Here is a 26,601-nt window from a genome sequence, read left to right as displayed (position 1 = left end):
TTACAGCTTCATCAGGCTGGCGTCGTCGACCGAGGCCGTATGACGGGTGCGGAAGATCGACACGATGATCGCCAGGCCGACGACGACCTCGGCCGCGGCGACGACCATCGTGAAGAAGGCGATGATCTGGCCGTCCAGATTCCCGTGCATCCGCGAGAAGGTGACGAAGGCGAGATTGCAGGCGTTGAGCATCAGCTCGATGCACATGAACACCACGATGGCGTTCCGCCTGATCAGCACCCCGGCCGCGCCGATGGTGAACAACAGGGCGGCGAGATAGAGGTAGTAGACCGGGTTCATTTCTTGGCCCCCTCCTTGTGCTCCTTCGGCGCCACGCCACCGGACGACGAGGACCGGGGCTCCTCGGAACCCCGGCCCAGCCAGTCCTCGGAGCGCTCCTCCAGCGCCTTCAGCTCGGCGAGCGACTCGCCGGAGACATCGCGGACCTGGCCGCGCTCCCGCAGCGTCGGGCTGACGCTCAGCTCGGACGTGGTGCCGTCGGGCAGCAGGCCCGGGATGTCGACGGCGTTGTGCCGGGCATAGACACCCGGGGCGGGCAGCGGCGGTACCTGCTTGCCCTCGCGGATGCGCGCCTCCGACTGCTCGCGCTGGGACTTGGCGCGCTCCGTACGCTCCCGGTGGGTGAGCACCATCGCGCCGACGGCCGCCGTGATCAGCAGCGCGCCGGTGACTTCGAAGGCGAAGACGTACTTGGTGAAGATGAGCGCGGCCAGGCCCTGCACATTGCCGCCGGCGTTGGCCTCGCCCAGGCCGTTGAACTCCTTGAGCGAGGCGTTGCCGATCCCGGCGATCAGCAGGATGCCGAAGCCGAGGCCCAGTCCGGCCGCGAGCCAGCGCTGGCCCTTGAGGGTCTCCTTGAGGGAGTCCGCGGCGGTGACACCCACCAACATGACGACGAACAGGAACAGCATCATGATCGCGCCCGTGTAGACGACGATCTGGACGACGCCGAGGAAGTACGCGCCGTTGGCGAGGTAGAAGACCGCCAGGACGATCATGGTCCCGGCGAGCGAGAGGGCGCTGTGCACGGCGCGCTTCACCAGGATCGTGCACAGCGCGCCGCTGACCGCGACGATGCCCAGGATCCAGAACTGCACGGCCTCACCGGTGGAGGTCATGGAGGCCGCGGCGGCGAGGCCGGTCATGCGTTCGCCTCCTTGTCCTGGGCGTTCCCGTCGGTCTTCTCGCCCTTGGAGGCCGCGACCTGACGGACGGTCCCCGGGGCGGCCTCGGTCACCAGGCCCTGGTAGTAGTCCTTCTCCGTCATGCCGGGGTAGATCGCATGCGGCGAGTCGACCATCGTCTCCGCCAGGCCCGCGAGCAGCTCCTCCTTGGTGTAGATGAGCGATTCGCGGGACCGGTCGGCGAGTTCGTACTCGTTGGTCATCGTCAGCGCGCGGGTCGGACAGGCCTCCACGCACAGGCCGCACAGAATGCAGCGCAGGTAATTGATCTGGTAGACGCGGCCGTAGCGCTCACCCGGGGAGTAGCGCTCCTCGGGGGTGTTGTCCGCGCCCTCGACATAGATCGCGTCCGCCGGGCAGGCCCATGCGCACAGCTCGCAGCCGATGCACTTCTCCAGCCCGTCCGGATGCCGGTTGAGCTGATGCCGGCCGTGGAAACGCGGCGCCGTCGGCTTCTTCTCCTCCGGGTACTGCTCGGTCAGCCGCTTCTTGAACATGGCCTTGAAGGTCACGCCGAAGCCGGCCACGGGGTTCTGGAACTCAGGCACCGTCGCCCCCCTTTCCGTCGTTTCCGATTTCGTCACTGACAGTGCCCGTCCCGCCACTGACAATCAGCTCGCGGTCACGGCGCGGCCTGCGCCGCGGCACGGGCGGCAGGCTCTGTCCGGGCAGCGGCGGCACGGGGAAACCGCCGGCCATCGGGTCGAAGGCCCCGTCACCGTCCGTCTCCTCCTCCGTCTCGGCACGCCGGAAGAAGTCCACGAGGAGGGAGATCAGCAGCAGCGCGACGGCTCCGCCGGCGACATAGAGCACGATCTGGGAGAAGTTGTAGCCCTCGTTCTTCAGCGCCCGGACGGTGGCGACCAGCATCAGCCAGACCAGCGAGACCGGGATGAGGACCTTCCAGCCCAGCTTCATGAACTGGTCGTAGCGCACCCGGGGAAGGGTGCCGCGCAGCCAGATGAAGAAGAACAGCAGCAGCTGCACCTTGATCGTGAACCAGAGCAGCGGCCACCAGCCGTGGTTGGCCCCTTCCCAGAACGTGGAGATCGGCCAGGGTGCCTTCCACCCGCCCAGGAAGAGGGTGATCGCGACCGCCGAGACGGTGACCATGTTGACGTACTCGGCGAGCATGAACATCGCGAACTTGATGGACGAGTACTCGGTGTTGAAGCCGCCGACGAGGTCGCCCTCGGACTCCGGCATGTCGAACGGCGCGCGGTTGGTCTCGCCCACCATCGCGACGATGTAGATGATGAAGGACACCGGCAGCAGCAGGACGTACCACCTGCTCTGCTGCGACTCCACGATGGTCGACGTCGACATCGACCCGGAGTAGAGGAACACCGCCGCGAACGACATGCCCATCGCGATCTCGTACGAGATCATCTGCGCACACGAGCGCAGCCCGCCGAGCAGCGGATACGTCGAACCGGACGACCAGCCCGCCAGCACGATGCCGTAGATGCCGACCGAGGCCGTGGCCAGGATGTAGAGGATGCCGATCGGCAGGTCGGTCAGCTGCATCGGGGTACGGACCCCGAAGATCGAGATCTCGTTGCCGGCCGGACCGAAGGGGATCACCGCGATCGCCATGAAGGCCGGGATGGCCGCCACGACCGGCGCGAGAATGTAGACCACCTTGTCGGCCCGCTTGACGACCAGGTCCTCCTTCAGCATCAGCTTGATGCCGTCGGCGAGGGACTGGAGCATCCCCCAGGGGCCGTGCCGGTTGGGGCCGATGCGCAGCTGCATCCAGGCGACGACCTTGCGTTCCCAGACGATCGAGAACAGCACCGTCAGCATCAGGAACGCGAAGCAGAAGACCGCCTTGATGACGACGAGCCACCACGGGTCGCGGCCGAACATCGACAGGTCTTCCTGCGCCAGCGCGCTGCCGGCGGCGGCGAGTTGATCGAGCTGCTGCATCATGCGTCCACCTCCTCGGCCGGCGCCGGGGTGCCCGGGACGGCGGAGATCTTCACCAGGTCACCGGGTTGCGCCCCGGTGTCGGCGGCGACGCCACCGCCCATGGAGTTGAGCGGCAGCCACACCACCCGGTCGGGCATCGGCGTGACCTGGAGCGGCAGGTGGACCGCGCCGGCCGGTCCGGTGACCGCCAGCAGGTCACCGTCCTTGACCCCGGTCTCCTGCGCGGTGATCTGCGACAGCCGGGCGACGGCGGCGTGCCGCGTGCCGGCCAGCGCCTCGTCGCCCTCCTGGAGCAGCCCCTGGTCCAGGAGGAGCCGGTGTCCGGCGAGGACCGCCTCACCGCTGTCGGGGCGGGGCAGCGGGCGGCCGCTCTCCATGGGCTCGCCCGCGTGCGGGCCGTCCCAGCCACCGAGCCGGTCCAGCTCGCGGCGTACGGAGCGGATGTCCGGCAGCGCGAGGTGGACGTCCATCGCATCGGCGAGCATGTGCAGCACCCGGGAGTCCGGCAGCAGATGCCGCCGGGTCATCTGGTCCGGCTTGAGGGCGGCCTCGAACAGCCGCGCCCGGCCCTCCCAGTTGAGGAACGTGCCGGCCTTCTCGACCACGGCCGCCACCGGCAGGACCACGTCCGCCCGGTCGGTGACCTGCGAGGGCCGCAGCTCCAGGCTGACCAGGAAGCCGACCTCGTCCAGGGCGGCCAGCGCCCGGACCGGGTCCGGCAGGTCCGCGACCTCGACGCCCGCCACGAGGAGCGCGCCGATCTCGCCGGTCGCCGCGGCCTCGATGATCTGGCCGGTGTCCCGGCCGTGCCGGTGCGGCAGCGCGGCCACGCCCCAGGCGGCCGCGACCTCGTCGCGGGCCCGCGGGTCGGTGGCCGGCCGGCCACCGGGCAGCAGACCGGGCAGCGCGCCCGCCTCGACGGCGCCGCGTTCGCCGGCCCGCCGGGGGATCCACACCAGGCGGGCGCCGGTGGCACGGGCGGCGCGGACGGCGGCGGTCAGTGCGCCGGGCACCGCCGCCAGCCGCTCGCCGACGATGATCACCGCGCCGTCGGCCCGCAGCGCCTCGGCCGCGGCCTGCCCCGCACCGTCCAGGCCGACGCCGCCCGCGAGCGCGTCCAGCCATTCGGTCTCGGTGCCGGGCGCGGACGGCAGCAGCGTGCCACCGGCCTTGATCAGCCCGCGCGAGGCGTGACCGGCCAGCCCGTAGGTGCGCTGTCCGCTCCTGCGGTGCGCCTTGCGCAGCCGCAGGAAGACGCCCGGGGCCTCCTCCTCGGCCTCGATACCGGCCAGCAGAACGGCCGGCGCGTTCTCCAGCGCGGTGTACGTGACGCCCTCGCCGTCCAGATCCCGGCCGCGGCCGGCGACCCGGGACGCCAGGAAGTCGGCCTCCTCGGCGCTGTGCAGCCGCGCCCGGAAGTCGATGTCGTTGGTGTTCAGCGCGATCCGGGCGAACTTGGCGTAGGCGTAGGCGTCCTCGACGGTCAGCCGGCCGCCGGTCAGCACGCCCGTGCGCCCCTTGGCCGCGGCCAGTCCGCGGGCCGCCGTCTCCACGGCCATGGGCCAGCTCGCCGGCTCCAGTTCGCCGGACTCCGGGTTGCGCACGAGCGGGTGCTCCAGCCGGTCACGCTGCTGCGCGTACCGGAAGGCGAACCGCCCCTTGTCGCAGATCCACTCCTCGTTGACCTCGGGGTCGTTCGCCGCCAGCCGCCGCATGACCTTGCCGCGCCGGTGGTCCGTACGGGTCGCACAGCCGCCCGCGCAGTGCTCGCACACCGACGGCGAGGAGACCAGGTCGAAGGGGCGGGAGCGGAAGCGGTACGCGGCGGAGGTGAGCGCGCCGACCGGGCAGATCTGGATGGTGTTGCCGGAGAAGTACGACTGGAAGGGGTCGCCCTCGCCGGTGCCGACCTGCTGGAGGGCACCGCGCTCGACGAGCTCGATCATCGGGTCGCCGGCGATCTGGTTGCTGAAGCGGGTGCAGCGCGCACACAGCACGCACCGTTCGCGGTCCAGCAGCACCTGCGTGGAGATCGGCACCGGCTTGGCGAAGGTGCGCTTCTTGCCGTCGAAGCGCGACTCCGGGTCGCCGACCTGCATCGCCTGGTTCTGAAGCGGGCACTCACCGCCCTTGTCGCAGACCGGGCAGTCCAGCGGGTGGTTGATCAGCAGCAGCTCCATCACCCCGCGCTGGGCCTTCTCGGCCACCGGCGAGGTGAGCTGCGACTTGACGACCATGCCGTCGGTGCAGGTGATGGTGCACGAGGCCATCGGCTTGCGCTGGCCCTCGACCTCGACGATGCACTGCCGGCAGGCGCCCGCCGGGTCCAGCAGCGGGTGGTCGCAGAAGCGCGGGATCTCGATGCCGAGGAGCTCGGCGGCACGGATGACCAGCGTCCCCTTGGGGACGGAGATCTCGATGCCGTCGATCGTCAGGGTGACGAGGTCCTCCGGCGGGATCGCCGCCTCGCCGCCCCCGGTGGGGGCATTGGTCGTGACGGTCATGCGTTCACCCCCTGGTGAGCGTCGTTGTCGCCCCACAGGGTCGACTTGGCCGGGTCGAAGGGGCAGCCCTTGCCGGTGATGTGCTGCTCGTACTCCTCGCGGAAGTACTTCAGCGAGGAGAAGATCGGCGAGGCGGCGCCGTCGCCGAGGGCGCAGAAGGACTTGCCGTTGATGTTGTCGGCGATGTCGTCGATCTTGTCGAGGTCGTCCATCACGCCCTTGCCGGCCTCGATGTCGCGCAGCAACTGCACCAGCCAGTAGGTCCCTTCACGGCAGGGCGTGCACTTGCCGCAGGACTCGTGCGCATAGAACTCGGTCCAGCGGGTGACCGCGCGGACGACGCAGGTGGTCTCGTCGAAGCACTGGAGCGCCTTGGTGCCGAGCATCGAGCCGGCCGCGCCGACGCCCTCGTAGTCGAGGGGGACGTCGAGGTGCTCGTCGGTGAACATCGGCGTCGAGGAGCCGCCCGGCGTCCAGAACTTCAGCCGGTGGCCGCGGCGCATACCGCCGCTCATGTCCAGCAGCTGGCGCAGCGTGACGCCCAACGGGGCTTCGTACTGGCCCGGGTTGGTGACATGGCCGCTGAGCGAGTAGAGCGTGAAGCCCGGGGACTTCTCGCTGCCCATCGACCGGAACCAGTCCTTGCCCCTGTTCATGATCGCGGGAACCGAGGCGATGGACTCGACGTTGTTCACGACGGTGGGGCAGGCGTAGAGGCCCGCCACCGCCGGGAAGGGGGGACGCAGCCGGGGCTGTCCGCGACGGCCCTCCAGGGAGTCGAGCAGCGCGGTTTCCTCACCGCAGATGTACGCACCGGCGCCCGCGTGCACGATCACGTCGAGGTCGAGGCCCGAGCCCAGGATGTTCTTCCCGAGGTAGCCCGCCGCATAGGCCTCGCGCACGGCCTCGTGCAGCCGGCGCAGGACGGGTACGACCTCGCCGCGCAGATAGATGAAGGCGTGGTGCGAGCGGATCGCATGGCAGGCGATCACGATCCCCTCGATGAGGGAGTGCGGGTTGGCGAAGAGGAGCGGGATGTCCTTGCAGGTCCCGGGCTCCGACTCGTCGGCGTTGACGACCAGGTAGTGCGGTTTGCCGTCGCCCTGCGGGATGAACTGCCACTTCATCCCGGTCGGGAAGCCGGCGCCGCCGCGGCCGCGCAGCCCGGAGTCCTTGACGTAGGCGATGACGTCGTCCGGGGGCATCGCGAGCGCCTTGCGCAGGCCTTCGTAGCCCTCGTGCCGGCGGTAGGTCTCCAGCCTCCAGGGTTCGGGCTGGTCCCAGAAGGCGGACAGCACGGGCGTCAGAAGCTTCTCGGGGCTGATCTCCCCGCCGGCCTCCGGCCGGGAGGCGCCCCCGTGTTCGGCTGCCACTGTCATCACTCCCCCTCCTCTGCTGTGGGGCCGGCCGGGTGCTGGTCGTCCGAGGCCGAGGTCTGCTGCGGTGCGTCGTGGGAGCTGGGGTGCCCGGCGGGCGGCTCGTCGGCGGGGTGGCCGGACGGGGGTTCGCCGCCGGTCCCGTCGGTGGGGCCGTCGGTGGTGGCACGCGGCGCGATGACGTGGTCGGCGCCGCGGCCGGGGACGGCTTCGCCCTTGGCGAGCCGCAGCCCGATCAGCGAGGCGGCGCCCGCTCCGCCGGTGGCCTCGACGGCGCCCGGCCGCTCGTCCGGGAATCCGGCGAGCATCCGGGCCGTGTCCTTGAAGGTGCACAGCGGTGCCCCGCGGGTGGGCTCGACGCTCCGGCCGGCCCGCAGGTCGTCGACCAGCTGCCGGGCGGACCGCGGGGTCTGGTTGTCGAAGAACTCCCAGTTGACCATCACGACCGGGGCGAAGTCGCAGGCCGCATTGCACTCGATGTGTTCGAGGGTGACGGCGCCGTCCTCGGTGGTCTCGCCGTTGCCGACGCCGAGGTACTCCTTGAGGTCCTCGAAGATGGCGTCGCCGCCCATCACCGCGCAGAGCGTGTTGGTGCAGACCCCGACCTGGTAGTCACCGCTCGCCTTGCGGCGGTACATGGAGTAGAAGGTCGAGACCGCGGTGACCTCGGCGGTGGTCAGGTCGAGCAGCTCGGCGCAGAAGCGGATGCCGGTGCGGGTGACGTGCCCCTCCTCGGCCTGGACGAGGTGCAGCAGCGGCAGCAGCGCCGAGCGCGCGCCGGGGTAGCGGGCGATCACCTCCTTGGCGTCCGCTTCCAGCCGGGCCCGTACGTCCACCGGATAGTCGGGGGCGGGGAGCGCGGGCATCCCCAGCTGCACGTCATGGTTTGCCGGAGTGGCGTTCACCGGTCGACGCCTCCCATCACGGGGTCGATGGACGCGACGGCGACGATGACGTCGGCGACCTGGCCGCCTTCGCACATCGCCGCCATGGCCTGGAGGTTGGTGAAGGACGGGTCGCGGAAGTGCACCCGGTAGGGACGGGTGCCGCCGTCGCTGACCACGTGCACGCCCAGCTCGCCCTTGGGCGACTCGACGGCGGCGTAGGCCTGTCCCGGCGGGACCCGGAAGCCCTCGGTCACCAGCTTGAAGTGGTGGATCAGGGCCTCCATCGAGGTGCCCATGATCTTCTTGATGTGGTCGAGGGAGTTGCCCAGGCCGTCCGGGCCCAGGGCCAGCTGCGCGGGCCAGGCGATCTTCTTGTCCGCGACCATCACCGGGCCGGGCTCCAGCCGGTCCAGGCACTGCTCGACGATCCGCAGCGACTGGCGCATCTCCTCCAGCCGGATCAGGAACCGGCCGTAGGAGTCGCAGGTGTCGGCGGTCGGCACCTCGAAGTCGTAGGTCTCGTAACCGCAGTACGGCTGGGTCTTGCGCAGGTCGTGCGGCAGTCCGGCGGAGCGCACGATGGGCCCGGTGGCACCGGTGGCCATGCAGCCGGCCAGGTCGAGATAGCCGATGCCTTCCATACGGCCCTTGAACACCGGGTTGCCGGTGGCGAGCTTGTCGTACTCGCCGATGTTCTTGCGCATCTTCTTCACGAACTCACGCACCTGGTCGACCGCGCCCGGGGGCAGGTCCTGCGCGAGGCCGCCGGGCCGGATGTAGGCGTGGTTCATCCGCAGGCCGGTGATCAGCTCGTAGAGGTCGAGGATGAGTTCCCGGTCGCGGAAGCCGTAGATCATGATCGTGGTGGCGCCCAGCTCCATCCCGCCGGTGGCGATCGCCACCAGGTGGGAGGACATCCGGTTGAGCTCCATCAGCAGCACGCGGATGACGGTGGCCCGGTCGGGGATCTGGTCGGTGATCCCGAGCAGCTTCTCCACGGCGAGGCAGTAGGCCGTCTCGTTGAAGAAGGGGGTGAGGTAATCCATCCTCGTGACGAAGGTGGTGCCCTGCGTCCAGGTCCGGTATTCGAGGTTCTTCTCGATGCCGGTGTGCAGATAGCCGATGCCGCAGCGGGCCTCGGTGACGGTCTCGCCGTCGATCTCCAGGATCAGCCGGAGCACGCCGTGGGTGGAGGGGTGCTGCGGCCCCATGTTGACGATGATCCGCTCGTCGTCGGACTTCACGGCGGCGGCCGCGATCTCGTCCCAGTCGCCACCGGAGACGTTGTAGACGGTGCCCTCGGTGGTCTCCCTGGCCAGCGACTCCGTCGTGTCGAAGTCGCTCGACGTGTGGTGGCCGGACGAGGAGTGGGAGTGCGGTGCAGTAGTCATCAGCTGTACGACCTCCGCTGGTCGGGAGCCGGAATCTGGGCGCCCTTGTACTCGACGGGGATGCCGCCGAGCGGGTAGTCCTTGCGCTGCGGGAAGCCCTGCCAGTCGTCGGGCATCATGATCCGGGTCAGCGCCGGGTGGCCGTCGAAAACGATTCCGAAGAAGTCGTAGGTCTCGCGCTCGTGCCAGTCGTTGGTCGGATAGACCTCCACGAGCGAGGGCACGTGCGGGTCGGCGTCCGGGGCGGAGACCTCCAGCCGGATCAGCCGGTTGTGGGTGATCGAGCGCAGGTGGTAGACGGCGTGCAGCTCGCGGCCCTTGTCGCCGGGGAAGTGCACCCCGCTCACGCCCGTACACAGCTCGAAACGCAGCGCGGGGTCGTCGCGCAGGGTCCTGGCGACCGTCGGCAGATAGGCGCGCTCGATGTGGAAGGTCAGCTCGGCGCGGTCCACGACCGTCTTCTCGATGACGTTCTCGGGGATCAGGCCCTGTTCGTCGAGGGCGCCCTCCAGCTCATCGGCGATCTCGTCGAACTCTCCGTAGCCTCCCCCGCCACCACGCGGTCCGCCGTACGGCCGCTGGGTCGCGCCGGGCAGCCGGACGGTCCGGACGAGGCCGCCGTAGCCGCTGGTGTCGCCGCCGTTGTCGGCGCCGAACATCCCGCGGCGGGTGCCGATCACCTCGCCGGTGTCGTCGCGCTGCGCGGGAACGGCGTCCTCCTGGCCGTTCTGGCCGTCCGGCTCGCCGGGACCCTCAGGGTTCTTCTGCTCACTCACCGCAGCAGCCCCTTCATCTCGATCAGCGGGAGCGCCTTGAGCGCCGCGTCCTCCGCCTCACGGGCGGCCTGCTGCTGATTGACCCCGAGCTTGGTGTTCTGGATCTTCTGATGCAGCTTGAGAATGGCGTCCATGAGCATCTCGGGACGCGGCGGGCAGCCCGGCAAGTAGATGTCGACGGGAACGATGTGGTCGACGCCCTGCACAATCGCGTAGTTATTGAACATTCCGCCCGATGAGGCGCAAACCCCCATGGAAATCACCCACTTCGGGTCCGGCATCTGGTCGTAGACCTGCCGCAGAACGGGCGCCATCTTCTGGCTCACCCGGCCGGCCACGATCATCAGATCCGCCTGCCGCGGTGAGCCGCGGAAGACCTCCATGCCGAAGCGGGCCAGGTCGTAGCGCCCGGCGCCGGTCGTCATCATCTCGATGGCGCAGCAGGCCAGCCCGAAGGTCGCGGGGAAGACCGATGATTTGCGCACCCAGCCCGCGGCCTGCTCGACAGTGGTCAGCAAAAAGCCGCTCGGCAGCTTCTCTTCAAGTCCCATGTGTGACCCCTAGTCCCATTCCAGGCCGCCACGACGCCAGACATAGGCGTAGGCGACGAAGACGGTGAGCGCGAAGAGGAGCATCTCGACGAGCCCGAACAGCCCCAGGGCGTCGAAGGTGACGGCCCAGGGATAGAGGAAGACGATCTCGATGTCGAAGACGATGAAGAGCATCGCCGTCAGGTAGTACTTGATCGGGAAGCGACCGCCACCGGACGGATGTGGCGTCGGCTCGATTCCGCACTCGTACGCCTCGAGCTTGGCCCGGTTGTAGCGCCTGGGCCCGACGAGGGTGGCCATCACGACGGAGAAGATCGCAAAGCCTGCCCCGAGGGCTCCCAGTACGAGGATGGGCGCGTAAGCGTTCACCGTCCTCGCTCCCTTCAGTCGACGATGACTGGATGGCGGTCCGCTCGGGCCTTCCGGCTGCCCCATGGAGATCGTGCATATGTGAGGCAGTTCACAAGCCCGAACCGCCAGCATCTTATGCCCGCTGGTCTGTGATCTGCGACACGGGAGTGGACAACGCCTTTGTGATCTCCACCACCCGGCGAAGGATCATGAAGTCGGATGAGCGGTGATCTTCATACGTGAAGCGCGCGAGTGATCACGAGAGGTGACATTCACCTGGGTTACCGCTGGTCAGGGCGGGGTTGCCACTATCAAGTGGTAGCCGCTACAGGCAAATTGGTGCTGGACGCAGCCAACTGCTATATGCGGAGGGCCCGTAGGCATGGTCCGCTCGTGACCGGACCGTGATCGTCGGCGCGTGCTTCGATTCACGAGCGAGCGGGCCGCGCGAGATCACAGGAACATAACGGACACTCAAGAGTGACCTATCCCACGCTATTTCCAGCACTAAGCCCTTGACGCACGGGAAGCCTTGGCGTGGCGGATGGGGAAGTGATAGGCGCCCACCGTCCCCGCATCGAGCAGCAAATGCCATGCGTAGGAACATGATCGCGAAATTCGGACATCCCGCCGCGGGCTCGGTGGGCAGCCAAAAGTCCGTTTTATTCGCCGCGTACACGTCAAGTGTGGCGCACTGCACCTTTCTTGGCAGCAACCTGTGGCTCCTGATAGCCGTTGTTGCCATGTCCCCGAACGCACTCATACCCAGCCACCGGAAGCCCCGCCGTCCTTCCGCGTCCTCCCGGGCGTTGCGCGCGGGCGTGACCGGTGGCTTCCTCACCCTCGCGGTGACCGGCGCCACCGTCCCGGCCAACGCCGCGGAGAAGCCCGTCGCCGAAACCCAGGAGATGCCGACGATCACGACGGCGCTCGCCACCAGCGCCGCCAAGAGCGCCGACACTGCCGAGCAGGTCGCGTTCAACTACGAGCGCCAGGCCCTCCAGGACAGCGCCTTCTCCAAGGCCGCCAAGGCCGCCGAGAAGCACAAGGCCGAGGCCGTGAAGAAGGCCAAGGCCGAGGCCAAGAAGAAGGCCGAGGAAGCCCGCAAGGCCAAGGAGGCCGCGCAGGCCCGTGCCTCGCGCTCCTCCGAGCGTTCGACCCTGTCCGCGCCCTCGTCGTCCACCGCCACCGGCAGCACCGCCACGCTCGTCTCCTTCCTCAAGGCGCAGCTGGGCAAGGCGTACGTGCTCGGCGCCACCGGCTCCTCTGCGTACGACTGCTCCGGCCTGACCCAGGCCGCGTTCAAGCAGGTCGGTATCGACCTGCCGCGGGTGTCGCAGGACCAGTCCACCGCCGGCACCCAGGTCGGCCTGGACAACCTCCAGGTCGGCGACATCCTGTACTGGGGCAGCGCGGGCAGCGCCTACCACGTCGGTGTCTACGTCGGTGACGGCAACTTCATCGGCGCCCAGAACTCCAGCACCGGCATCGTCGAGCGCCCGCTCAACTACGACATGCCGACCGGCGCGGTGCGCGTCCTCTAGGACCGCCGCACTCTTGGTTCCTCACCAGGACCGTCTCTTCCGCCGCTCGGGAGGGACGGTCCTTCGGCATGCGGGCCCGCGGGCCGCCTTCGGGCCGTGAGACGGCCGAATCGCGCCGTGCAGCGCCGGTTTCAAGCCAGGTACCGGGCCGGTGGCCGCCCGTAGAGCTACCCCGTCACGGCGCGCGCCGTTGCACCTCTCGCCATATGCCGCACATATGCCACTTCGGCTCCGTGCGGCCTCCGCAGAGAGAGGGTCACCGCGCTCCGATGAACACCCACCGCACCGCCCGCCGCCTCGTCACCCGGGCCGCGACGGCCGCCGCACTGGCCACCGCGCTCGGCCTGGGCGCCGTCCCCGTCGCGACCGCCACCGGCCCGTCCGCCGCGGCGCCCTCCGTCCGCCCCGCGGGCACCGACCCCGACGGCAGCTGGCACCGGGACGGGCTGCGTCTGAAGGCCGCCGACAACAAGAAGGTGGACGCCTTCGTCCTCCACGCCCGGCGGGCCGAGCGTGCCATCAGCCCCGAGGTACGCGCGGCCGCCAGGATCAGCCATGCCGAGCTGATCGGGTTCGACCAGCGGCTGAAGTCGCCGGACTCGCTCAAGCGCAAGGTCGCCACCTCGATGCAGGAGTCACCGGGGCGGTCGGTGGACACCTCGCTCGGCATGATCAATGACGCGGTCCGCTTCACCCTCCAGTGGCCCGCAGACCACTACAGCCAGGGCGTCCACACCGCGGCCGGGCTGCTGTCCGCGTGGGGCAACGACTCCACCCGCTGGGCCAACACCTGGAACCGGACCGCCGGCTACAAGGCGATCAACTCCGCCTGGCGCGCGCCCCGCTCCCACCAGCTCTTCGAGGTCCAGTTCCACACCCCCGAGAGCAAGGCGGCCCAGCTGGAGACCCACAAGCTGTACGAGGAGCAGCGGCTGCCCGGCACTCCCCGGGAGCGGGTGCGGGAACTTCAGGACCAGCAGAACGCGATCTTCGCGGCGGTACCGGTGCCTCCGGGCGCCGAGCGGCTGACCGCCCCGGCCCGCCGGGTGCCGGCCCCGGACCCGGCACGCCGGCTCCCCGTCCCGGCTCACGCCCCGGCCGCCTGAGGGGGCCCTCGCCCACGGCAAGCGGCCCGCCGGATGCACCGACGGGCCGCAGAGGCCTCTTCCCGGGCCGTCACGGGCATACGGCCGCAACACGCCCCAACGGGCCGCCAACGGGCTTACCCACCCCCAACGGGGCCCACCAGGCCGCTCCAGAGCCCTCCAGACCGCTCCAAGGGCATCAGGACGCATCAGGGCGTCGGTGACCGGACGCGCTACCGGCCCGCACCCGCCGGCTGCCCGGTGGTCGCATGGAGCCGGTTGAAGAGGTCGGTGACACCGGTCGTCAGGCGGGCGCCCTGCGCCCGCCCCGTCCCTGCGTCACGACTTCGGCGCGACCTTGCTCAGGCCGTTGATGATGCGGTCCATCGCGTCGCCGCCCGTGGGGTCGGTGAGGTTGGCGAGCATCTTGAGGGTGAAACGCATCAGCAGCGGGTGGGTCAGACCACGCTGGGTGGCGATCTTCATGACCTTGGGGTTGCCGATGAGCTTCACAAAGGCGCGGCCGAGGGAGTAGTAACCGCCGTAGGTGTCCTTGAGGATCTTGGGGTAGCGCTGTAGGGCCAGTTCGCGCTGCGTGTAGGTGGCGCGGGCGTGTGCCTGCACGATGACCTCGGCGGCGATCGCGCCGGACTCCATGGCGTAGGCGATGCCCTCGCCGTTGAACGGGTTGACCAGCCCGCCCGCGTCACCGACCAGCAGCAGGCCCTTGGTGTAGTGCGGCTGGCGGTTGAAGGCCATGGGGAGCGCGGCGCCGCGGATCGGGCCGGTCATGTTCTCCGGGGTGTAGCCCCAGTCGGCGGGCATCGAGGCGCACCACGCCTTGAGGATCTCCCGCCAGTCCAGCTCCTTGAAAGCGGAGCTGGAGTTGAGGATGCCGAGGCCGACGTTGCTCGTGCCGTCGCCCATGCCGAAGATCCAGCCGTAGCCGGGCAGCAGCCGGTCCTCGGCGCCGCGGCGGTCCCACAGTTCGAGCCAGGACTCCAGGTAGTCGTCGTCGTGGCGGGGCGAGGTGAAGTACGTACGGACGGCCACGCCCATGGGGCGGTCCTCGCGGCGGTGCAGGCCCATGGCCAGCGAGAGCCGGGTGGAGTTGCCGTCGGCGGCGACGACCAGCGGGGCGTGGAAGGTGACCGGGGTCTTCTCCTCGCCGAGCTTGGCGTGCACGCCGGTGATGTGGCCGGTCAGCTCGTGGACGATCGGCGCACCCACATTGCAGCGCTCGTAGAGCCGCGCGCCGGCCTTCTGCGCCTGCCGGGCGAGCTGCTCGTCGAAGTCGTCGCGCTTACGGACCAGTCCGTAGTCGGGGTAGGAGGCCAGCTCCGGCCAGTCGAGCTGGAGGCGGGAGCCGCCGCCGATGATCCGCAGGCCCTTGTTGCGCAGCCAGCCCGCTTCCTCGGAGATGTCGATCCCCATCGCGACCAGCTGCTTGGTGGCGCGGGGGGTCAGCCCGTCGCCGCAGACCTTCTCGCGCGGGAAGGCGGTCTTCTCCAGAAGGAGCACGTCCAGACCGGACTTGGCGAGGTGATAGGCGGTCGCCGAGCCGGCGGGCCCGGCACCGACGACGATCACGTCCGCGCTGTGCTCCGAGCGGGCTGTGGTCACGGAATCGGTCACGGACGCGGACTCGGTCACGGCGCTGTCTCCCGGAAGTCGATCTGGATATCTGGGTGCCGACCGGCACTGGGCACGTGCAGTCTATGGGGGCCGTGGTGATCAGAACCTGAAGGGTTGTGCCGTGAAGTCTGTGAACACCCCGCCCGCGAACCGGCCGCTCCCCGCCGTCGAGCTGCGCGTGCCCACCGAGGAGGACGCGATGAACTGGCACCGGGTCTTCGACGACCCGGAGGTGATGGAGTTCCACGGTGGCGCACCCGCCGAACTCTCCGTATACGAGGAGCTCACCGCGCGCCAGCGCAGACACCACGCGGAGCGGGGATTCTGCCTGTTCACGCTGCTGGATCCGGCGGACGGCGCGGTCATCGGCTTCACCGGCGCCCAGCCGTGGCCGTGGGACTGGGGCCCGGCGGGCGAGATCGAGATCGGCTGGCGGCTCGGCCGCGCGTACTGGGGCAAGGGCTATGCCACAGCCGCGGCGCAGGAGGCGCTGGATGCCGTGCGCACGGCCGGGGTCCGCCATGTGGTCGCCATGGTGGATGCGCGCAATGAGCGGTCGATCGCGGTGACCCGGCGGCTGGGGATGCGGCAGGCGGAGACGGTGCTCACGCCGCGGGGAAAGCGGACGGCGTACTGCCATCGGCTGGATGTGTGAGCCGTACGCGGCAAGAGGGGCCGGCGCGCGCCGGCCCCTCTTGCCGTCCGTTCAGCCCTCGGCCGGCCTGCTCGCCCGGTGCAGCGCCACGATGCCGCCGGTCAGATTGCGCCAGGCCACCCCGGTCCAGCCCACGCCCTGCATGCGGGCGGCGAGTTCGGGCTGGTTCGGCCACGTACGGATGGACTCGGCGAGATAGACATAGGCGTCCGGGTTGCTGCTGACCGCACGGGCGACCGGCGGCAGCGCGCGCATCAGATACTCGGTGTAGACGGTCCGGAACGGCGCCCAGGTCGGCTCGCTGAACTCGCAGATCACGACCCGGCCGCCGGGCTTGGTGACCCGGTAGAGCTCCGCCAGCGCGGCGTCGGTGTCCTGGATGTTGCGCAGCCCGAAGGAGATGGTGACGGCGTCGAACACCCCGTCCGCGAACGGCAGCCGGGTGCCGTCGCCGGCGGTGAACGGCAGCCACGGCTGGCGCTTCTTGCCCTCCCGCAGCATGCCGACGGAGAAGTCGCACGGCACGACGTAGGCACCGGTCCGGGCGAACGGCAGCGAGGAGGTGCCGGTGCCGGCCGCGAGGTCGAGCACCCGCTCGGCGGGCCGGGCGGCCACCGCGCGGTCCACCTCCTTGCGCCAGAGCCGCGCCTGCCCCAGGGACAGCACGTCGTTGGTGAGGTCGTAGCGCGCCGCCACGTCGTCGAACATCGCGGCGACTTCGTGCGGCTGCTTGTCCAGGGATGCTCGGGTCACCCGGCCATTGTCCACCGTGCCGGGGCCGGCGCCCGCACCGGGCACGGCCTGATTGCCGGGCGGCGGTTTCAGCGGCGGCGGAAGACGAGGCGGCCGTGGAGTGCGGTGACCACGCAGCCGCCGTCCTCGGCGAAGACGGCGAAGTCGGCACAGCCGCCGGCCACCAGGGAGCGCGGGACACGCCCCGCCAGCTCCCGCAGGCCGGAGCGCTCCACGGCCGTGCGGACCGCGGGGCGGTGGAAGGGCCCAGTCAGCGCCGTGGTCCCGGTGGCCATCAGGCGTTGCAGTCCGCGCCGGGCGCTCGCGCCCCAGCGGGCGTCGGTCATGCCGAGGGCGGTGAGCGCCTCGCCGGTGACCGGCTCGCTGCCGAGGGCGTCCGCCTCGCGCGGGTCGGGGTGGTAGGCCGCCTCCAGCAGGGCGGCGCCGTCCGGTTCGTAGCGGCCGGGCGTCAGCACACCGTCCCACTCCCGGACGCGGGCCTGTGCGCCGTACTCCGCGAACAGCTCGTCGAACGGCCCGACGGCGGCCAGGCGGTCGCCCCTGACGACGACCGCGTATCCGGCCTCGTCCGCCTGGCCGTGATCCGGACCGTCCACGACCGGGCGGACCGCGCGCACCCGGTGAATCGTCAGCACGGCAGGCTCAGTTGGCCTCGACGAGCTTCAGCTCCGGATGCGCCGTGCCACCCTCGATCGCCGTCGACGAGAGATGCGAGACGACCTTGTCGTCGACGGGGTCGTTGGCGGGGTCGTCGTGCACGAGCAGGTGCTCGTAGGTGGTGGCGCGCTGCGCCGGGACCCGGTCCGCCTTGCGGATCAGGTCGATGATCTCCATGCGGTTGGAGCGGTGCTTGGCACCGGCCGAGGAGACCACGTTCTCCTCCAGCATGATCGAGCCGAGGTCGTCCGCGCCGTAGTGCAGCGACAGCTGGCCGATCTCCTTGCCGGTGGTCAGCCAGGAGCCCTGGATGTGCGCGACGTTGTCGAAGAAGATCCGGGCGAGGGCGATGATGCGCAGGTACTCGAAGAGGGTGGCCTGCGTCTGGCCCTTCAGGTGGTTGTTCTCCGGCTGGTAGGTGTACGGGATGAAGGCGCGGAAGCCGCCCGTACGGTCCTGGACGTCGCGGATCATCCGCAGATGCTCGATCCGCTCGGCGTTGGTCTCGCCGGTGCCCATCAGCATCGTGGAGGTCGACTCCACACCCAGACCGTGCGCCACCTCCATGATCTCCAGCCAGCGCTCGCCGGACTCCTTCAGCGGGGCGATCGCCTTACGGGGGCGGGCCGGGAGGAGTTCGGCACCGGCACCCGCGAAGGAGTCGAGCCCGGCGGCATGGATGCGCGAGATCGCCTCCTCGACGGACACCTTGGAAATCCGGGCCATGTGCTCGACCTCGGACGCGCCGAGGGAGTGGATGACCAGCTGCGGGAAGGCCTTCTTGATGGCGGAGAAGTGCTCTTCGTAGTACTCGACGCCGAAGTCCGGGTGGTGGCCGCCCTGGAACATGATCTGGGTACCGCCCAGTTCGACGGTCTCCGCGCAGCGGCGCAGGATGTCGTCGAGGTCGCGGGTCCAGCCCTTGGCGGTGTCCTTGGGTGCGGCGTAGAAGGCGCAGAACCTGCACGCCGTCACGCAGACGTTGGTGTAGTTGATGTTGCGCTCGATGATGTACGTCGCGATGTGCTCGGTACCCGCGTAGCGACGGCGGCGCACGGCGTCGGCGGCCTGGCCCAGCGCATGCAGCGGAGCGGAGCGGTACAGGTCGAGCGCTTCCTCCGGCGTGATGCGGCCGCCCTGCGCGGCGCGGTCGAGTACGGACTGGAGGTCGGCGTTCTCGGTCACCGGGGCGTCCCTTTCGCAGGCGGGCATCACGAACTGAACCAGCGTACGTCAGGGGTCCGACAGCCTCGCCGCCGGTCAGCCGGCGCTTCCGCCGGACGCCCGGCCGGCGCCGGGCCCGCTCTGCCCGGCGCCTTGCCCCGCCGCCTCGTCCCGGCGCCTCGCCCCGCGCATCCTCAGCGCTTCATCTCAGCGCTTTGTCTCAGTGCTTCGTCTCAGCGCTTTGTCTCAGTGCTTTGTCTCAGTGCTTCGTCAACGTCGCCTTCGGCGTGCCGCCCGCGTCGTCCTGCGAGGCGAAGCCGAGCGTGCCGCCCTTGCCGAGCGTGTACGTCACACGGGACTTGTTGCCCGTGCAGCCGGGCCCCTGCTTGCCGTCCGGCCGCTCCATGAGCACCAGCCGCTGCCCCGTGGCCGATTCCAGCTTCGCCTTCGCCCGGCACTTCACCAGCACCGCGTCATAGGTGGTGTGGATGACGTAGTCGCCCTTGCCGCCCGGCTTGATGACGCTGGTGATCGTGCCGTTGGGGATGCCGTGCGCCGTCGTGACGCTGCCCGTCCAGGTGCCGAGGAAGGACTTGGCCACGGTGGCCCGGCCGCTGCCCGCGTCCCCCGGTTCGGTGGGCCGTGCGGTCGGCGCGCCGTCGGCCGGCGGCTTGGCGCCCGTCTGCGCCCCGCTGTCCGTGTCACCGCCCATGCCCGGCAGCAGGCGGAAGACGAACCCGGCGGTCGTCGCGACGGCGAGCGCACCGGCCACCGACAGGACCAGCGTGCAGCTCATCCGCCGCGGCCGGCCCTCGCCGCCGACCGCACCGGACAGCGCGATCCGCCGCTCCTTGGAGGCGGCGGGCGACGCCCCGGTGGGCAGGTCGGCGATGCCGGGGCCGGCCGGCTGACGGTCCGTGCCGGTGGCTGCGGGGTGGCGGCCACCGGCCGTCCCGGGATGACCGCTGCCGGCCGTCGCAGGGTGGCCGTAGCCACTTGCCGCGGACGACGGCGCCCCGCCGGCCACCGGCCAGGACGCCGGCTGTGGCGGAGGACCGGGAGGAGGACCGGGTGGCCGGCCAGGGACGCCGGGGAGGCCCGCCGCGCCCGGCGCCTGACCGGGCGGCCCGCCCGGAAGCGCACTCTCGAACGGCACCAGCCCGGACACCGCCCCGTACGACGGGTCCAACGGCCCGCCGGCCGCCCCGTACGAGGGATCCGGCGGCCCGAACGTCCCACCGGGCGACATGCCCGCCCCGCCGGGCGACACGCCCGCCGGACCGGCGCCCGCCCCGGCCGGAGCTCCGGCCTCCGCCCCCTCCCCCGCATCAAGATTCAGCAGCTCCACCGCCTGCCGGCTGACCCGCTCGACCAGCGGACCGGGCAGCCACCCGGCCCGCACCAGCCCCGCGGCGCCACCGCTCCCCTCCCCCGCGAGACGGGCCGCCAACGCCTCCGGGGCGGGACGGTCCGCGGGGTTCTTGGCCAGGCAGCCGGCCACCAGCTCCCGCAGATCGCCGACGAGCGGGGAGCCCAACTCGGGCTCCTCGTGCACGACCTTGTAGAGCAGCGCGGCGGATGAATCACCCGAGAACGGGCTGACCCCGGTCGCCGCGAAAGCCAGTACGGCGCCGAGCGAGAAGACATCGGCGGCGCCCACGGCACCCTTGCCGAGGATCTGCTCGGGCGCCATATAGCCGGGCGACCCCACCGAGACCCCCGTGGAGGTCAGCGACGCGGTGCCCTCCGTGGCCCGCGCGATCCCGAAGTCGATCAGCAGCGGCCCGTCGAGCGTCAGCAGCACATTGGACGGCTTGACGTCCCGGTGCACCAGCCCGAGCGCATGCACCGCGGCCAGCGCCTCGGCCAGCCCGGCGCCCAGCGCCCGTACGGAGTGCTCGGCCAGTGGCCCGAGGTCGGCAACGGCCTGCGTCAGCGAGGGGCCCGCGGCATAGCCGGTGGCGACCCACGGGACCGCCGCGTCCGGGTCGGCGTCCAGCACCGGCGCGGTCCAGGCGCCGCCCACCCGCCGCGCCGACTCGATCTCGCGCCGGAACCGCGCACGGAACTGGTCGTCCACGGCGAAATGCGCATGGACGGCCTTCACGGCGACGGTACGGCCGCCCGCGCTGCGTCCGAGATAGACCCGGCCCATCCCGCCCGCGCCGAGCCGGCCCAGCAGCCGGTACCCGCCCAGGACCCGTGGATCGTCCGCTGCCAACGGCTCCATGGCGCCTCCCCCTCGATACGGCGCACCCAGCTTATGACGCAGCCCCTGCCGCGCCCCCGGAACTCCGTACCCGGGACGGCCCCGGCACGGACACCGGGACGACGGCCCCGGCCCCCGGACGACGCCCCCGGCCCCGGCCCGCTCGCACCACCAGGCCTCGCGCCGCGCCCCACCGGTGGGCCTTGCGGCAGCCGGCCGGCTACCCGGCCGGCTGCTCCAGCAGGGACACCTTCACATCGGCCGGGAATCCGGTCGTCGGCCCGACCCGCCGGGCGAACTCCCTGACACCGCCCAGCTGCGCGGGCCCGAAGCGGAAGTCGAGCGTGGTGAAGTATCGCTCCAGGACCGGCTCGTCGAAGGTCTCCCAACGGGCCGCCTGCTCGGCGACCTTGGCAACCTCCTCCAGCGACAGATCACGCGAGGCGAGAAACGCCTCGTGCACCTTCTGCACCACGAGGGGCTCGCGCTCCAGGTACTCGCGCCGGGTCGCCCAGACGGCGAAGACGAACGGCAGGCCCGTCCAGTCCTTCCACATCTGGCCGAGGTCGTGCACCTCCAGGCCCAGCCGCGGCCCGTCGTGCAGATTGGCGCGCAGCGCGGCGTCGCCGATCAGCACCGCCGCGTCCGCCTCCTGCATCATCACGCCGAGGTCCGGGGGGCACGTGTAGTAGTCGGGCTGCACACCGATCTTCTCGGCCAGCAGCAGCTGGGCCAGCCGTACGGACGTACGCGACGTCGAGCCGAGGGCGACCCGGGCGCCGTCGAGCTGGTCCAGCGGCTTCTGCGACACGATCACGCAGGACATCACCGGGCCGTCGCAGCCGACGGCGAGGTCGGGGAAGGCGACGAGGTCGTCGGCGGCGCGCAGGAATTCGACGAGGGTGATCGGCGCGATGTCGAGCTCCCCGCGGACCAGCTGCTCGCTGAGCTTCTCCGGCGTGTCCTTGGTGAGGTCCAGATCGAGCAGGGTGCCCGTACGGGCGAGGCCCCAGTAAAGGGGCATGCAGTTCAGGAACTGGATGTGGCCCACTCGCGGCCGGCTGCGACGGCGGCCGGCGTCGGCTCCCGCGGGTGCGTCTCCGAAGGTTGAATTGTCCACATGCGGAGGCTAGACCTGTCTCCCGAGGGGCGGCGCGGCGGGGCGGCGTATGGACGTTAGTGCGGTCGGTTAAACGTGATCTTTGGCTCTTCCGCCTCAGGAGCAGCACATGCTACGCTCAGCGCAAGTTGCAGTTTGGTTTCCCTTGCAGTACAGAGCCTGCGGAGCATGTGACCCCGCAGGCTCTTGTAGTTTCAGACTTCTTTGCAGGTTCTGGAGCAGGGCAACCCTTTGGCCCAAGGAGGGCTTATGGCTACCGGAACCGTCAAGTGGTTCAACGCTGAAAAGGGCTTCGGCTTCATCGCCCAGGACGGCGGCGGCCCGGATGTCTTCGTCCACTACTCGGCGATCAACGCCTCTGGTTTCCGCTCCCTGGAGGAGAACCAGCAGGTGAACTTCGACGTCACGCAGGGCCCGAAGGGTCCGCAGGCGGAGAACGTTACGCCGGTCTAAGTTGCCCGGCCCGGAATTTTTTCCAGGTCGCCCCTAGCAGTACCCAAGGAGCCCCGCTCCGCCACTTCGGTGGCGAGCGGGGCTCCTGCCTTTTATCCGCCGCACCGGCTCGGCCGGCAGCTACCTGAATTCCTGGCGTCCGGCGCATGGTGCACCGAATGGCACCCGCAATACGGAATTGCCGCGGCATTGAGCGCACCGGTCCGCGTGGCGCCTTGACGCCCCGGTCGGTTTCCGGCGATGGGACAACGGAATAGCGGTCCGGCGCGCCCGTTCGCTCCCGCTACTGATCAGGCAGCCACCCGAGCTGCACCAAGGGAGTGCCCCGCTTCCGCGAAACGAAATGGGCACGCCCCGGGGGCATGGGGTGGGGGCGGGTGGTGCCGAGGATGTCCCCTTCGTGCGGATCGCCGGAGAGGACCAGCCCCTGGGCGCCGAGCTCCTTGATGCGCTGGAGGAAGGGCTCGAAGAGGGCGCGGGAGACTCCGGCGGTGGTGCGCGCGATGAGGAAGTGGATGCCGGCATCGCGGGCGAAGGGGAGGTGGTCGGTGAGCACGGCGAGGGGGTTGCCGGCGGACGAGGTCACCAGGTCGTAGTCGTCGATGACGACGAAGAAACGGGGACCGCTCCACCAGCTGCGGTCACGGAGCTGCTGCGGGGTGACGTCGGGGCCCGGACGGCGGCGTTCCATGAGACCGGCCAGGGCCTCCATGTGGCCGGTGAGCGCCGTGTCGGTGGCGGCGTATTCGAGGAGATGGTCGGGGGAGACGGCGCCGAGCAGGGTGCGCCGGTAGTCGCCGACGACGATCTTGGCCTCGTCGGCGGTGTACCGCTCGGAGATCTTGTGGGCGAGGTGGCGCAGGGCCGCGGTCTTGCCGGATTCGCTTTCGCCGAAGACGAGCAGGAAAGGGTCGGTTTCGAAGTCCACATGGACCGGTTCGAGGCTGGTCTCGCCGATGCCGATGGGAATGCCGCGGTCAGGGTGGTCGGAGCCCTTGGGAAGGTGACCGGCGGGGACCTTCCGCGGGAGGAGGCGGACCGCGGGGGCCGAGGGGCCCTGCCAGGCTTCCGCGGCCTGCCGGACGAAGGCGGCGGTGGCGTCGGCGAGTTCTGTGCCGGCGCTCCCCGAGTCGGTGCGCGGGAGGGCCGCCATGAAGTGGAGCTTGTCGGGGGTCTGGCCGCGTCCGGGGACACCAGCGGGGACATTGGCGGCGGCCTTGCGGTCGAACTCGGAGTCGAAGGGGTCGGCGAGACGGAGTTCGAGGCGGCCGAGAAGCTGGTCCTTGAGCGCGGCGCGCACCTCCATGTGCCGGGAGGCCGTCAGGACGACGTGGATACCGAAGCCGAGGCCGCGCGAGGCGATGTCGGTGACGACCGGTTCGAGCATTTCGTACGCGTCCTTGAAGGGGCCCCAGCCGTCGACGAGGAGAAAGACATCGCCCCAGGGCTGGTCCGGGAAGCGGCCTTCGGCCCGCCGGCGGCGGTAGGTGGCGATGGTGTCGATGGAGTGGGCCCGGAAGAACTCCTCCCGCTGCGCCAGGATGCCCGCGACCTCCGCGACGGTACGGCGAATGCGTTCGGGGTCGAGGCGGGAGGCGACGGAGCCGACGTGCGGGAGGTCCACCGTCGAGCTCAGGGCGCCGCCGCCGAAGTCGAGCCCGTAGAACTGGACTTCCTGCGCGGTGTGGGTGAGCGCGAACGCGCCGATCAGGGTGCGCAGCAGCGTGGACTTGCCGGACCGGGGGCCGCCGACGACCAGGAGATGGCCGGTGGCTCCGGAGAAGTCGTGGGCGAGGATTTCGCGGCGCTGTTCGAAGGGCTTGTCGACCAGGCCGAGGGGGACGGTCAGCCCGCCGGTGGCGCGGTAGGACGGGGCGTGCAGGCCGCGTTCGGGCGTGGTCGCCAGGGCGGGCAGGAGCTGGTCGAGGGCGGGGGCCTTGTCCAGGGGCGGTAGCCAGACCTGGTGGGCGGCCGGGCCCTGGCCTTCCAGCCGGCCGACGATCACGTCCAGAACGGTGTCGGCGAGGGCGTCCTCGGGCGCGGGACGGGTGCCCGTGCTCGGGCCGGTGTCCGGATCCGGCGCGATGTCGGCCGGCGGGACGGGCGGCGCCTGGAAGAGCGCGGCGCACCGCTGGACGGGGTGCAGGCCCTCGTCCGTGCCCTCGGCACCCGAGCGGTACGTCCCCGACACATAGGCAGCCTTGAAGCGGGTCATCTCGTCCGTGCCGAACTTGAGATAGCCGGAGCCCGGGACGGACGGCAGGTGATAGGCGTCGGGGACGCCGAGGGCGACACGGGATTCGGCGCCGGAGAAGGTGCGCAGGCCGATGCGGTACGAGAGGTAGGTGTCCAGACCGCGCAGGCGGCCTTCCTCCAGACGCTGGGAAGCCAGCAGGAGGTGGACGCCCAGGGAGCGGCCGATGCGGCCGATCTGGATGAACATCTCGATGAAGTCGGGCTTTGCGGTGAGCAGTTCGCTGAACTCGTCGATGACGATGACGAGCGAGGAGAGCGGGTCCAGGGCGTGTCCGGCGGCGCGGGCCTTCTCGTAGTCGTGGACATTGGCGAAGTTGCCCGCCTGGCGCAGGAGTTCCTGACGGCGCTGGAGTTCACCGCGGATGGAGTCGCCCATACGGTCGACCAGGGAGAGATCGTCGGCCAGGTTGGTGATGACGGCGGCGACGTGCGGGAGGGCGGACATCCCGGCGAAGGTGGCGCCGCCCTTGAAGTCCGCCAGGACGAAGTTCAGGGTCTCCGAGGAGTGGGTGACGGACAGCCCCAGGACGAGGGTGCGCAGGAGTTCGGACTTGCCGGAGCCGGTGGCGCCGACACAGAGGCCGTGCGGGCCCATGCCGTTCTGCGCGGCCTCCTTGAGGTCGAGCATGATCGGCCGGCCGGCCTCGTCGACACCGATGGGGACGCGGAGGCGTTCGGCCTGGGAACGGGGGCGCCAGGTGCGGGCGGTGTCGACCGAGGCGGGGTCGCCGAGGTCGAGCAGATCGGTGAAGTCGAGGTTGGCGAGCAGCGGTTCGTCGTCGTCGGTGCCCTCGATCCGCAGCGGGGCGAGCCGGCGGGCGAGGGTGTCGGCGCGTTCGAGGGAGAGCGTGTCGGGCGTGCCGTCATAGACGGAGACGGCGGATTCCAGACGGAGGCGGGCGGGGTGCACCCGTACGGACAGGCCGCCGCGCGGTTCGTCGAGTTCCCCCGGGACGACCTCGACGACGGTGACGCCCTGGAGCCCTTCGGGGGCGGCGAAGGCGGAGTCCGGGGGGACCATGCCGCCGTCCAGGACGATCACGAGGTGCGGCCGGTCCAGCAGCGGCGGGGCCTCCCGGCTGAAGCGCGGGCGGTCGGCCAGCTGGTCGCCCAGGAGGGTTTCGAGTTCGGCGAGGTCGTCGCCGAACAGGCGCTTGGTGCCGGCGCCGTCCAGGGAGCCGGGCAGTTGGGCGTGCGGCAGCCACTTGGTCCATTCCCACCGGGCGACGGCACCGGGGGCCGCGACCACGGCGACCATGAGGTCCTGCGGCGAGTGCAGCGTGATGAGTTGGCCGATCAGGGCCCGTGCGGCGCCATGGGCGGCCTCCGGGTCACCGGAGACGGTCAGGTGGTAGAAGGCGCGCATCGAGACCGCGACCGGCATGTGCTGTAGCGAGCCGTGGGCCGTGAGGAAGCGCTGCATGACTCCCGCGGTGAGCGGTTCGAGCTCGTCGACGGGCGCGGTGTCGGGAGCGACGAGCGGGGTGGCGAGCTGCTGGGTGCCCAGGCCGATACGGGCCTGGCCGAAGTCGGCGTCGCCGATCCGCCGCTCCCAGACCCGGCTGCCTTCGGCGACCACCGCCCACAGCTGGTCGGGAGCGGGATGGAGGTAGTGCTGGGCGTTGCGCTGCGAGGCTGCGGTACGGCGGATCCGGCGCCGGGTCTGCGCCAGATACTTCAGGTAGTCACGGCGACTTTGCGCCATCTCTCCCTGGGTGCCCCGGCGGTACCGGACGATCTGCGCGATCACCATGCCGAGCGTCGAGGCGAGCATCAGCGCACCCATGATGCGCATGAAGCCGGGCAGGCCCGGCATGAAGAAGAACACCACCGACGAGCCCATGCCGATCATCGGCAGGAGCTGCATCAGCACGCCCTCCTGCTGGCCACGCGGGAGTTCCGGCGGCGATTCGAGGCATAACTCGTCCGTGGGGACAACGGGCGGAAGCGCCCGCGGCGGACGCTTGACGACGATCTGGCTCACCGCGCACCAATCCCTCGCTGCGGAAGGGAAATCTCCGTACCGCTCACCCCCCTGGCGACGGCGCCTTCCGCATCGGACGATCCTACTGCCGACTAATGTGGCCAATGGGGAAG

At 70.5% G+C, this 26,601-nt stretch carries 21 protein-coding genes and 1 pseudogene; 4 read left to right on the top strand and 18 right to left on the bottom strand.

The genetic code is table 11. From position 1 onward, the window contains the following. The 11 genes from nuoK to IF67_RS0115495 are packed head-to-tail and all read right to left on the bottom strand — an operon-like array spanning nucleotide 1 to nucleotide 10,991. On the bottom strand, nucleotides 1-300 hold the full coding sequence (gene nuoK, locus IF67_RS0115545) for an NADH-quinone oxidoreductase subunit NuoK (RefSeq protein WP_018090964.1): 300 nt from the start codon (nucleotides 298-300) through the stop codon (nucleotides 1-3). Beyond that, nucleotides 297-1,166: an NADH-quinone oxidoreductase subunit J gene (locus tag IF67_RS0115540; RefSeq protein ID WP_030986047.1), complete on the bottom strand. Its 870-nt coding sequence runs from the start codon at nucleotides 1,164-1,166 to the stop codon at nucleotides 297-299. The genes nuoK and IF67_RS0115540 overlap by 4 nt, the downstream gene beginning before the upstream one ends. Beyond that, nucleotides 1,163-1,753, bottom strand: a complete 591-nt coding sequence (gene nuoI, locus IF67_RS0115535; RefSeq protein ID WP_037839419.1) for an NADH-quinone oxidoreductase subunit NuoI — start codon at nucleotides 1,751-1,753, stop codon at nucleotides 1,163-1,165. The genes IF67_RS0115540 and nuoI overlap by 4 nt, the downstream gene beginning before the upstream one ends. Next, nucleotides 1,746-3,134, bottom strand: a complete 1,389-nt coding sequence (gene nuoH / locus IF67_RS0115530; protein WP_030986042.1) for an NADH-quinone oxidoreductase subunit NuoH — start codon at nucleotides 3,132-3,134, stop codon at nucleotides 1,746-1,748. The genes nuoI and nuoH overlap by 8 nt, the downstream gene beginning before the upstream one ends. Then, nucleotides 3,134-5,641: an NADH-quinone oxidoreductase subunit G gene (locus IF67_RS0115525; RefSeq protein ID WP_030986040.1), complete on the bottom strand. Its 2,508-nt coding sequence runs from the start codon at nucleotides 5,639-5,641 to the stop codon at nucleotides 3,134-3,136. The genes nuoH and IF67_RS0115525 overlap by 1 nt, the downstream gene beginning before the upstream one ends. Next, the gene (nuoF, locus tag IF67_RS0115520; RefSeq protein WP_030986038.1) at nucleotides 5,638-7,020 is read right to left on the bottom strand and encodes an NADH-quinone oxidoreductase subunit NuoF; all 1,383 of its coding nucleotides are present in this window, start codon (nucleotides 7,018-7,020) and stop codon (nucleotides 5,638-5,640) included. The genes IF67_RS0115525 and nuoF overlap by 4 nt, the downstream gene beginning before the upstream one ends. After that, entirely contained in the window at nucleotides 7,020-7,883 is an 864-nt protein-coding gene (nuoE, locus tag IF67_RS0115515) for an NADH-quinone oxidoreductase subunit NuoE (protein ID WP_030986036.1), read from the bottom strand. The genes nuoF and nuoE overlap by 1 nt, the downstream gene beginning before the upstream one ends. A gap of 35 nt (nucleotides 7,884-7,918) precedes the next feature. Next, the gene (locus tag IF67_RS0115510; protein ID WP_051818102.1) at nucleotides 7,919-9,295 is read right to left on the bottom strand and encodes an NADH-quinone oxidoreductase subunit D; all 1,377 of its coding nucleotides are present in this window, start codon (nucleotides 9,293-9,295) and stop codon (nucleotides 7,919-7,921) included. Continuing rightward, nucleotides 9,295-10,071, bottom strand: a complete 777-nt coding sequence (locus IF67_RS0115505; protein WP_030986032.1) for an NADH-quinone oxidoreductase subunit C — start codon at nucleotides 10,069-10,071, stop codon at nucleotides 9,295-9,297. Before IF67_RS0115505 ends, IF67_RS0115510 begins: the two co-directional genes overlap by 1 nt. Continuing rightward, on the bottom strand, nucleotides 10,068-10,622 hold the full coding sequence (locus IF67_RS0115500) for a NuoB/complex I 20 kDa subunit family protein (RefSeq protein ID WP_030986030.1): 555 nt from the start codon (nucleotides 10,620-10,622) through the stop codon (nucleotides 10,068-10,070). The genes IF67_RS0115505 and IF67_RS0115500 overlap by 4 nt, the downstream gene beginning before the upstream one ends. Before the next feature lie 9 nt (nucleotides 10,623-10,631). Next, complete coding sequence (locus IF67_RS0115495) at nucleotides 10,632-10,991, bottom strand: NADH-quinone oxidoreductase subunit A (protein WP_006604811.1); 360 nt, start codon at nucleotides 10,989-10,991, stop codon at nucleotides 10,632-10,634. A 725-nt stretch (nucleotides 10,992-11,716) separates the two neighbouring features. On the opposite strand from IF67_RS0115495, the gene IF67_RS0115490 reads away from it, so the two are divergent. Further along, a complete protein-coding gene (locus IF67_RS0115490; RefSeq protein WP_030986028.1) occupies nucleotides 11,717-12,517 on the top strand; it encodes a C40 family peptidase in 801 nt (266 codons plus the stop codon). Nucleotides 12,518-12,786: 269 nt separating this feature from the next. After that, a complete protein-coding gene (locus IF67_RS0115485; RefSeq protein ID WP_030986027.1) occupies nucleotides 12,787-13,623 on the top strand; it encodes an ATP nucleotide 3'-pyrophosphokinase in 837 nt (278 codons plus the stop codon). Between the two features lie 318 nt (nucleotides 13,624-13,941). On the opposite strand, the pseudogene IF67_RS0115480 reads toward IF67_RS0115485, so the two are convergent. Beyond that, nucleotides 13,942-15,318, bottom strand: a pseudogene (locus tag IF67_RS0115480) (geranylgeranyl reductase family protein); the annotation flags it as partial. 40 nt (nucleotides 15,319-15,358) lie between these two features. Between IF67_RS0115480 and IF67_RS0115475 the strand changes: the two are divergent. Beyond that, on the top strand, nucleotides 15,359-15,892 hold the full coding sequence (locus IF67_RS0115475) for a GNAT family N-acetyltransferase (protein ID WP_030986024.1): 534 nt from the start codon (nucleotides 15,359-15,361) through the stop codon (nucleotides 15,890-15,892). A 51-nt stretch (nucleotides 15,893-15,943) separates the two neighbouring features. Here the strand turns inward: IF67_RS0115475 and IF67_RS0115470 are convergent, their stop codons facing one another. The 5 genes from IF67_RS0115470 to IF67_RS0115450 form a co-directional block, all read right to left on the bottom strand. Next, a complete protein-coding gene (locus IF67_RS0115470; RefSeq protein WP_030986022.1) occupies nucleotides 15,944-16,645 on the bottom strand; it encodes a demethylmenaquinone methyltransferase in 702 nt (233 codons plus the stop codon). Between the two features lie 68 nt (nucleotides 16,646-16,713). Then, nucleotides 16,714-17,280 (bottom strand): hypothetical protein, encoded by a 567-nt coding sequence (locus tag IF67_RS0115465; protein ID WP_030986021.1) that lies wholly within the window; start codon nucleotides 17,278-17,280, stop codon nucleotides 16,714-16,716. Nucleotides 17,281-17,287: 7 nt separating this feature from the next. After that, nucleotides 17,288-18,487, bottom strand: coding sequence for a cyclic dehypoxanthinyl futalosine synthase (gene mqnC / locus IF67_RS0115460; protein ID WP_030986018.1), 1,200 nt, complete (start codon nucleotides 18,485-18,487; stop codon nucleotides 17,288-17,290). A gap of 238 nt (nucleotides 18,488-18,725) precedes the next feature. Then, the gene (locus tag IF67_RS0115455; protein ID WP_030986017.1) at nucleotides 18,726-20,696 is read right to left on the bottom strand and encodes a serine/threonine-protein kinase; all 1,971 of its coding nucleotides are present in this window, start codon (nucleotides 20,694-20,696) and stop codon (nucleotides 18,726-18,728) included. Between the two features lie 199 nt (nucleotides 20,697-20,895). After that, complete coding sequence (locus IF67_RS0115450; protein ID WP_051818100.1) at nucleotides 20,896-21,795, bottom strand: menaquinone biosynthetic enzyme MqnA/MqnD family protein; 900 nt, start codon at nucleotides 21,793-21,795, stop codon at nucleotides 20,896-20,898. 249 nt (nucleotides 21,796-22,044) lie between these two features. Between IF67_RS0115450 and IF67_RS0115445 the strand changes: the two genes are divergently transcribed. Next, nucleotides 22,045-22,248 (top strand): cold-shock protein, encoded by a 204-nt coding sequence (locus IF67_RS0115445; RefSeq protein ID WP_003984261.1) that lies wholly within the window; start codon nucleotides 22,045-22,047, stop codon nucleotides 22,246-22,248. Between the two features lie 283 nt (nucleotides 22,249-22,531). On the opposite strand, the gene IF67_RS0115440 is transcribed toward IF67_RS0115445, so the two are convergent. Beyond that, a complete protein-coding gene (locus IF67_RS0115440) occupies nucleotides 22,532-26,488 on the bottom strand; it encodes a type VII secretion protein EccC (protein ID WP_030986013.1) in 3,957 nt (1,318 codons plus the stop codon). Nucleotides 26,489-26,601: the final 113 nt, after the last annotated feature.

This window comes from Streptomyces sp. NRRL S-1813, assembly GCF_000719605.1.
GTDB classification, from domain to species: domain Bacteria; phylum Actinomycetota; class Actinomycetes; order Streptomycetales; family Streptomycetaceae; genus Streptomyces; species Streptomyces decoyicus.
The sequence above is the reverse complement of the archived record's forward strand: the minus strand, read 5'-3'. Positions and strand labels throughout refer to the sequence as shown.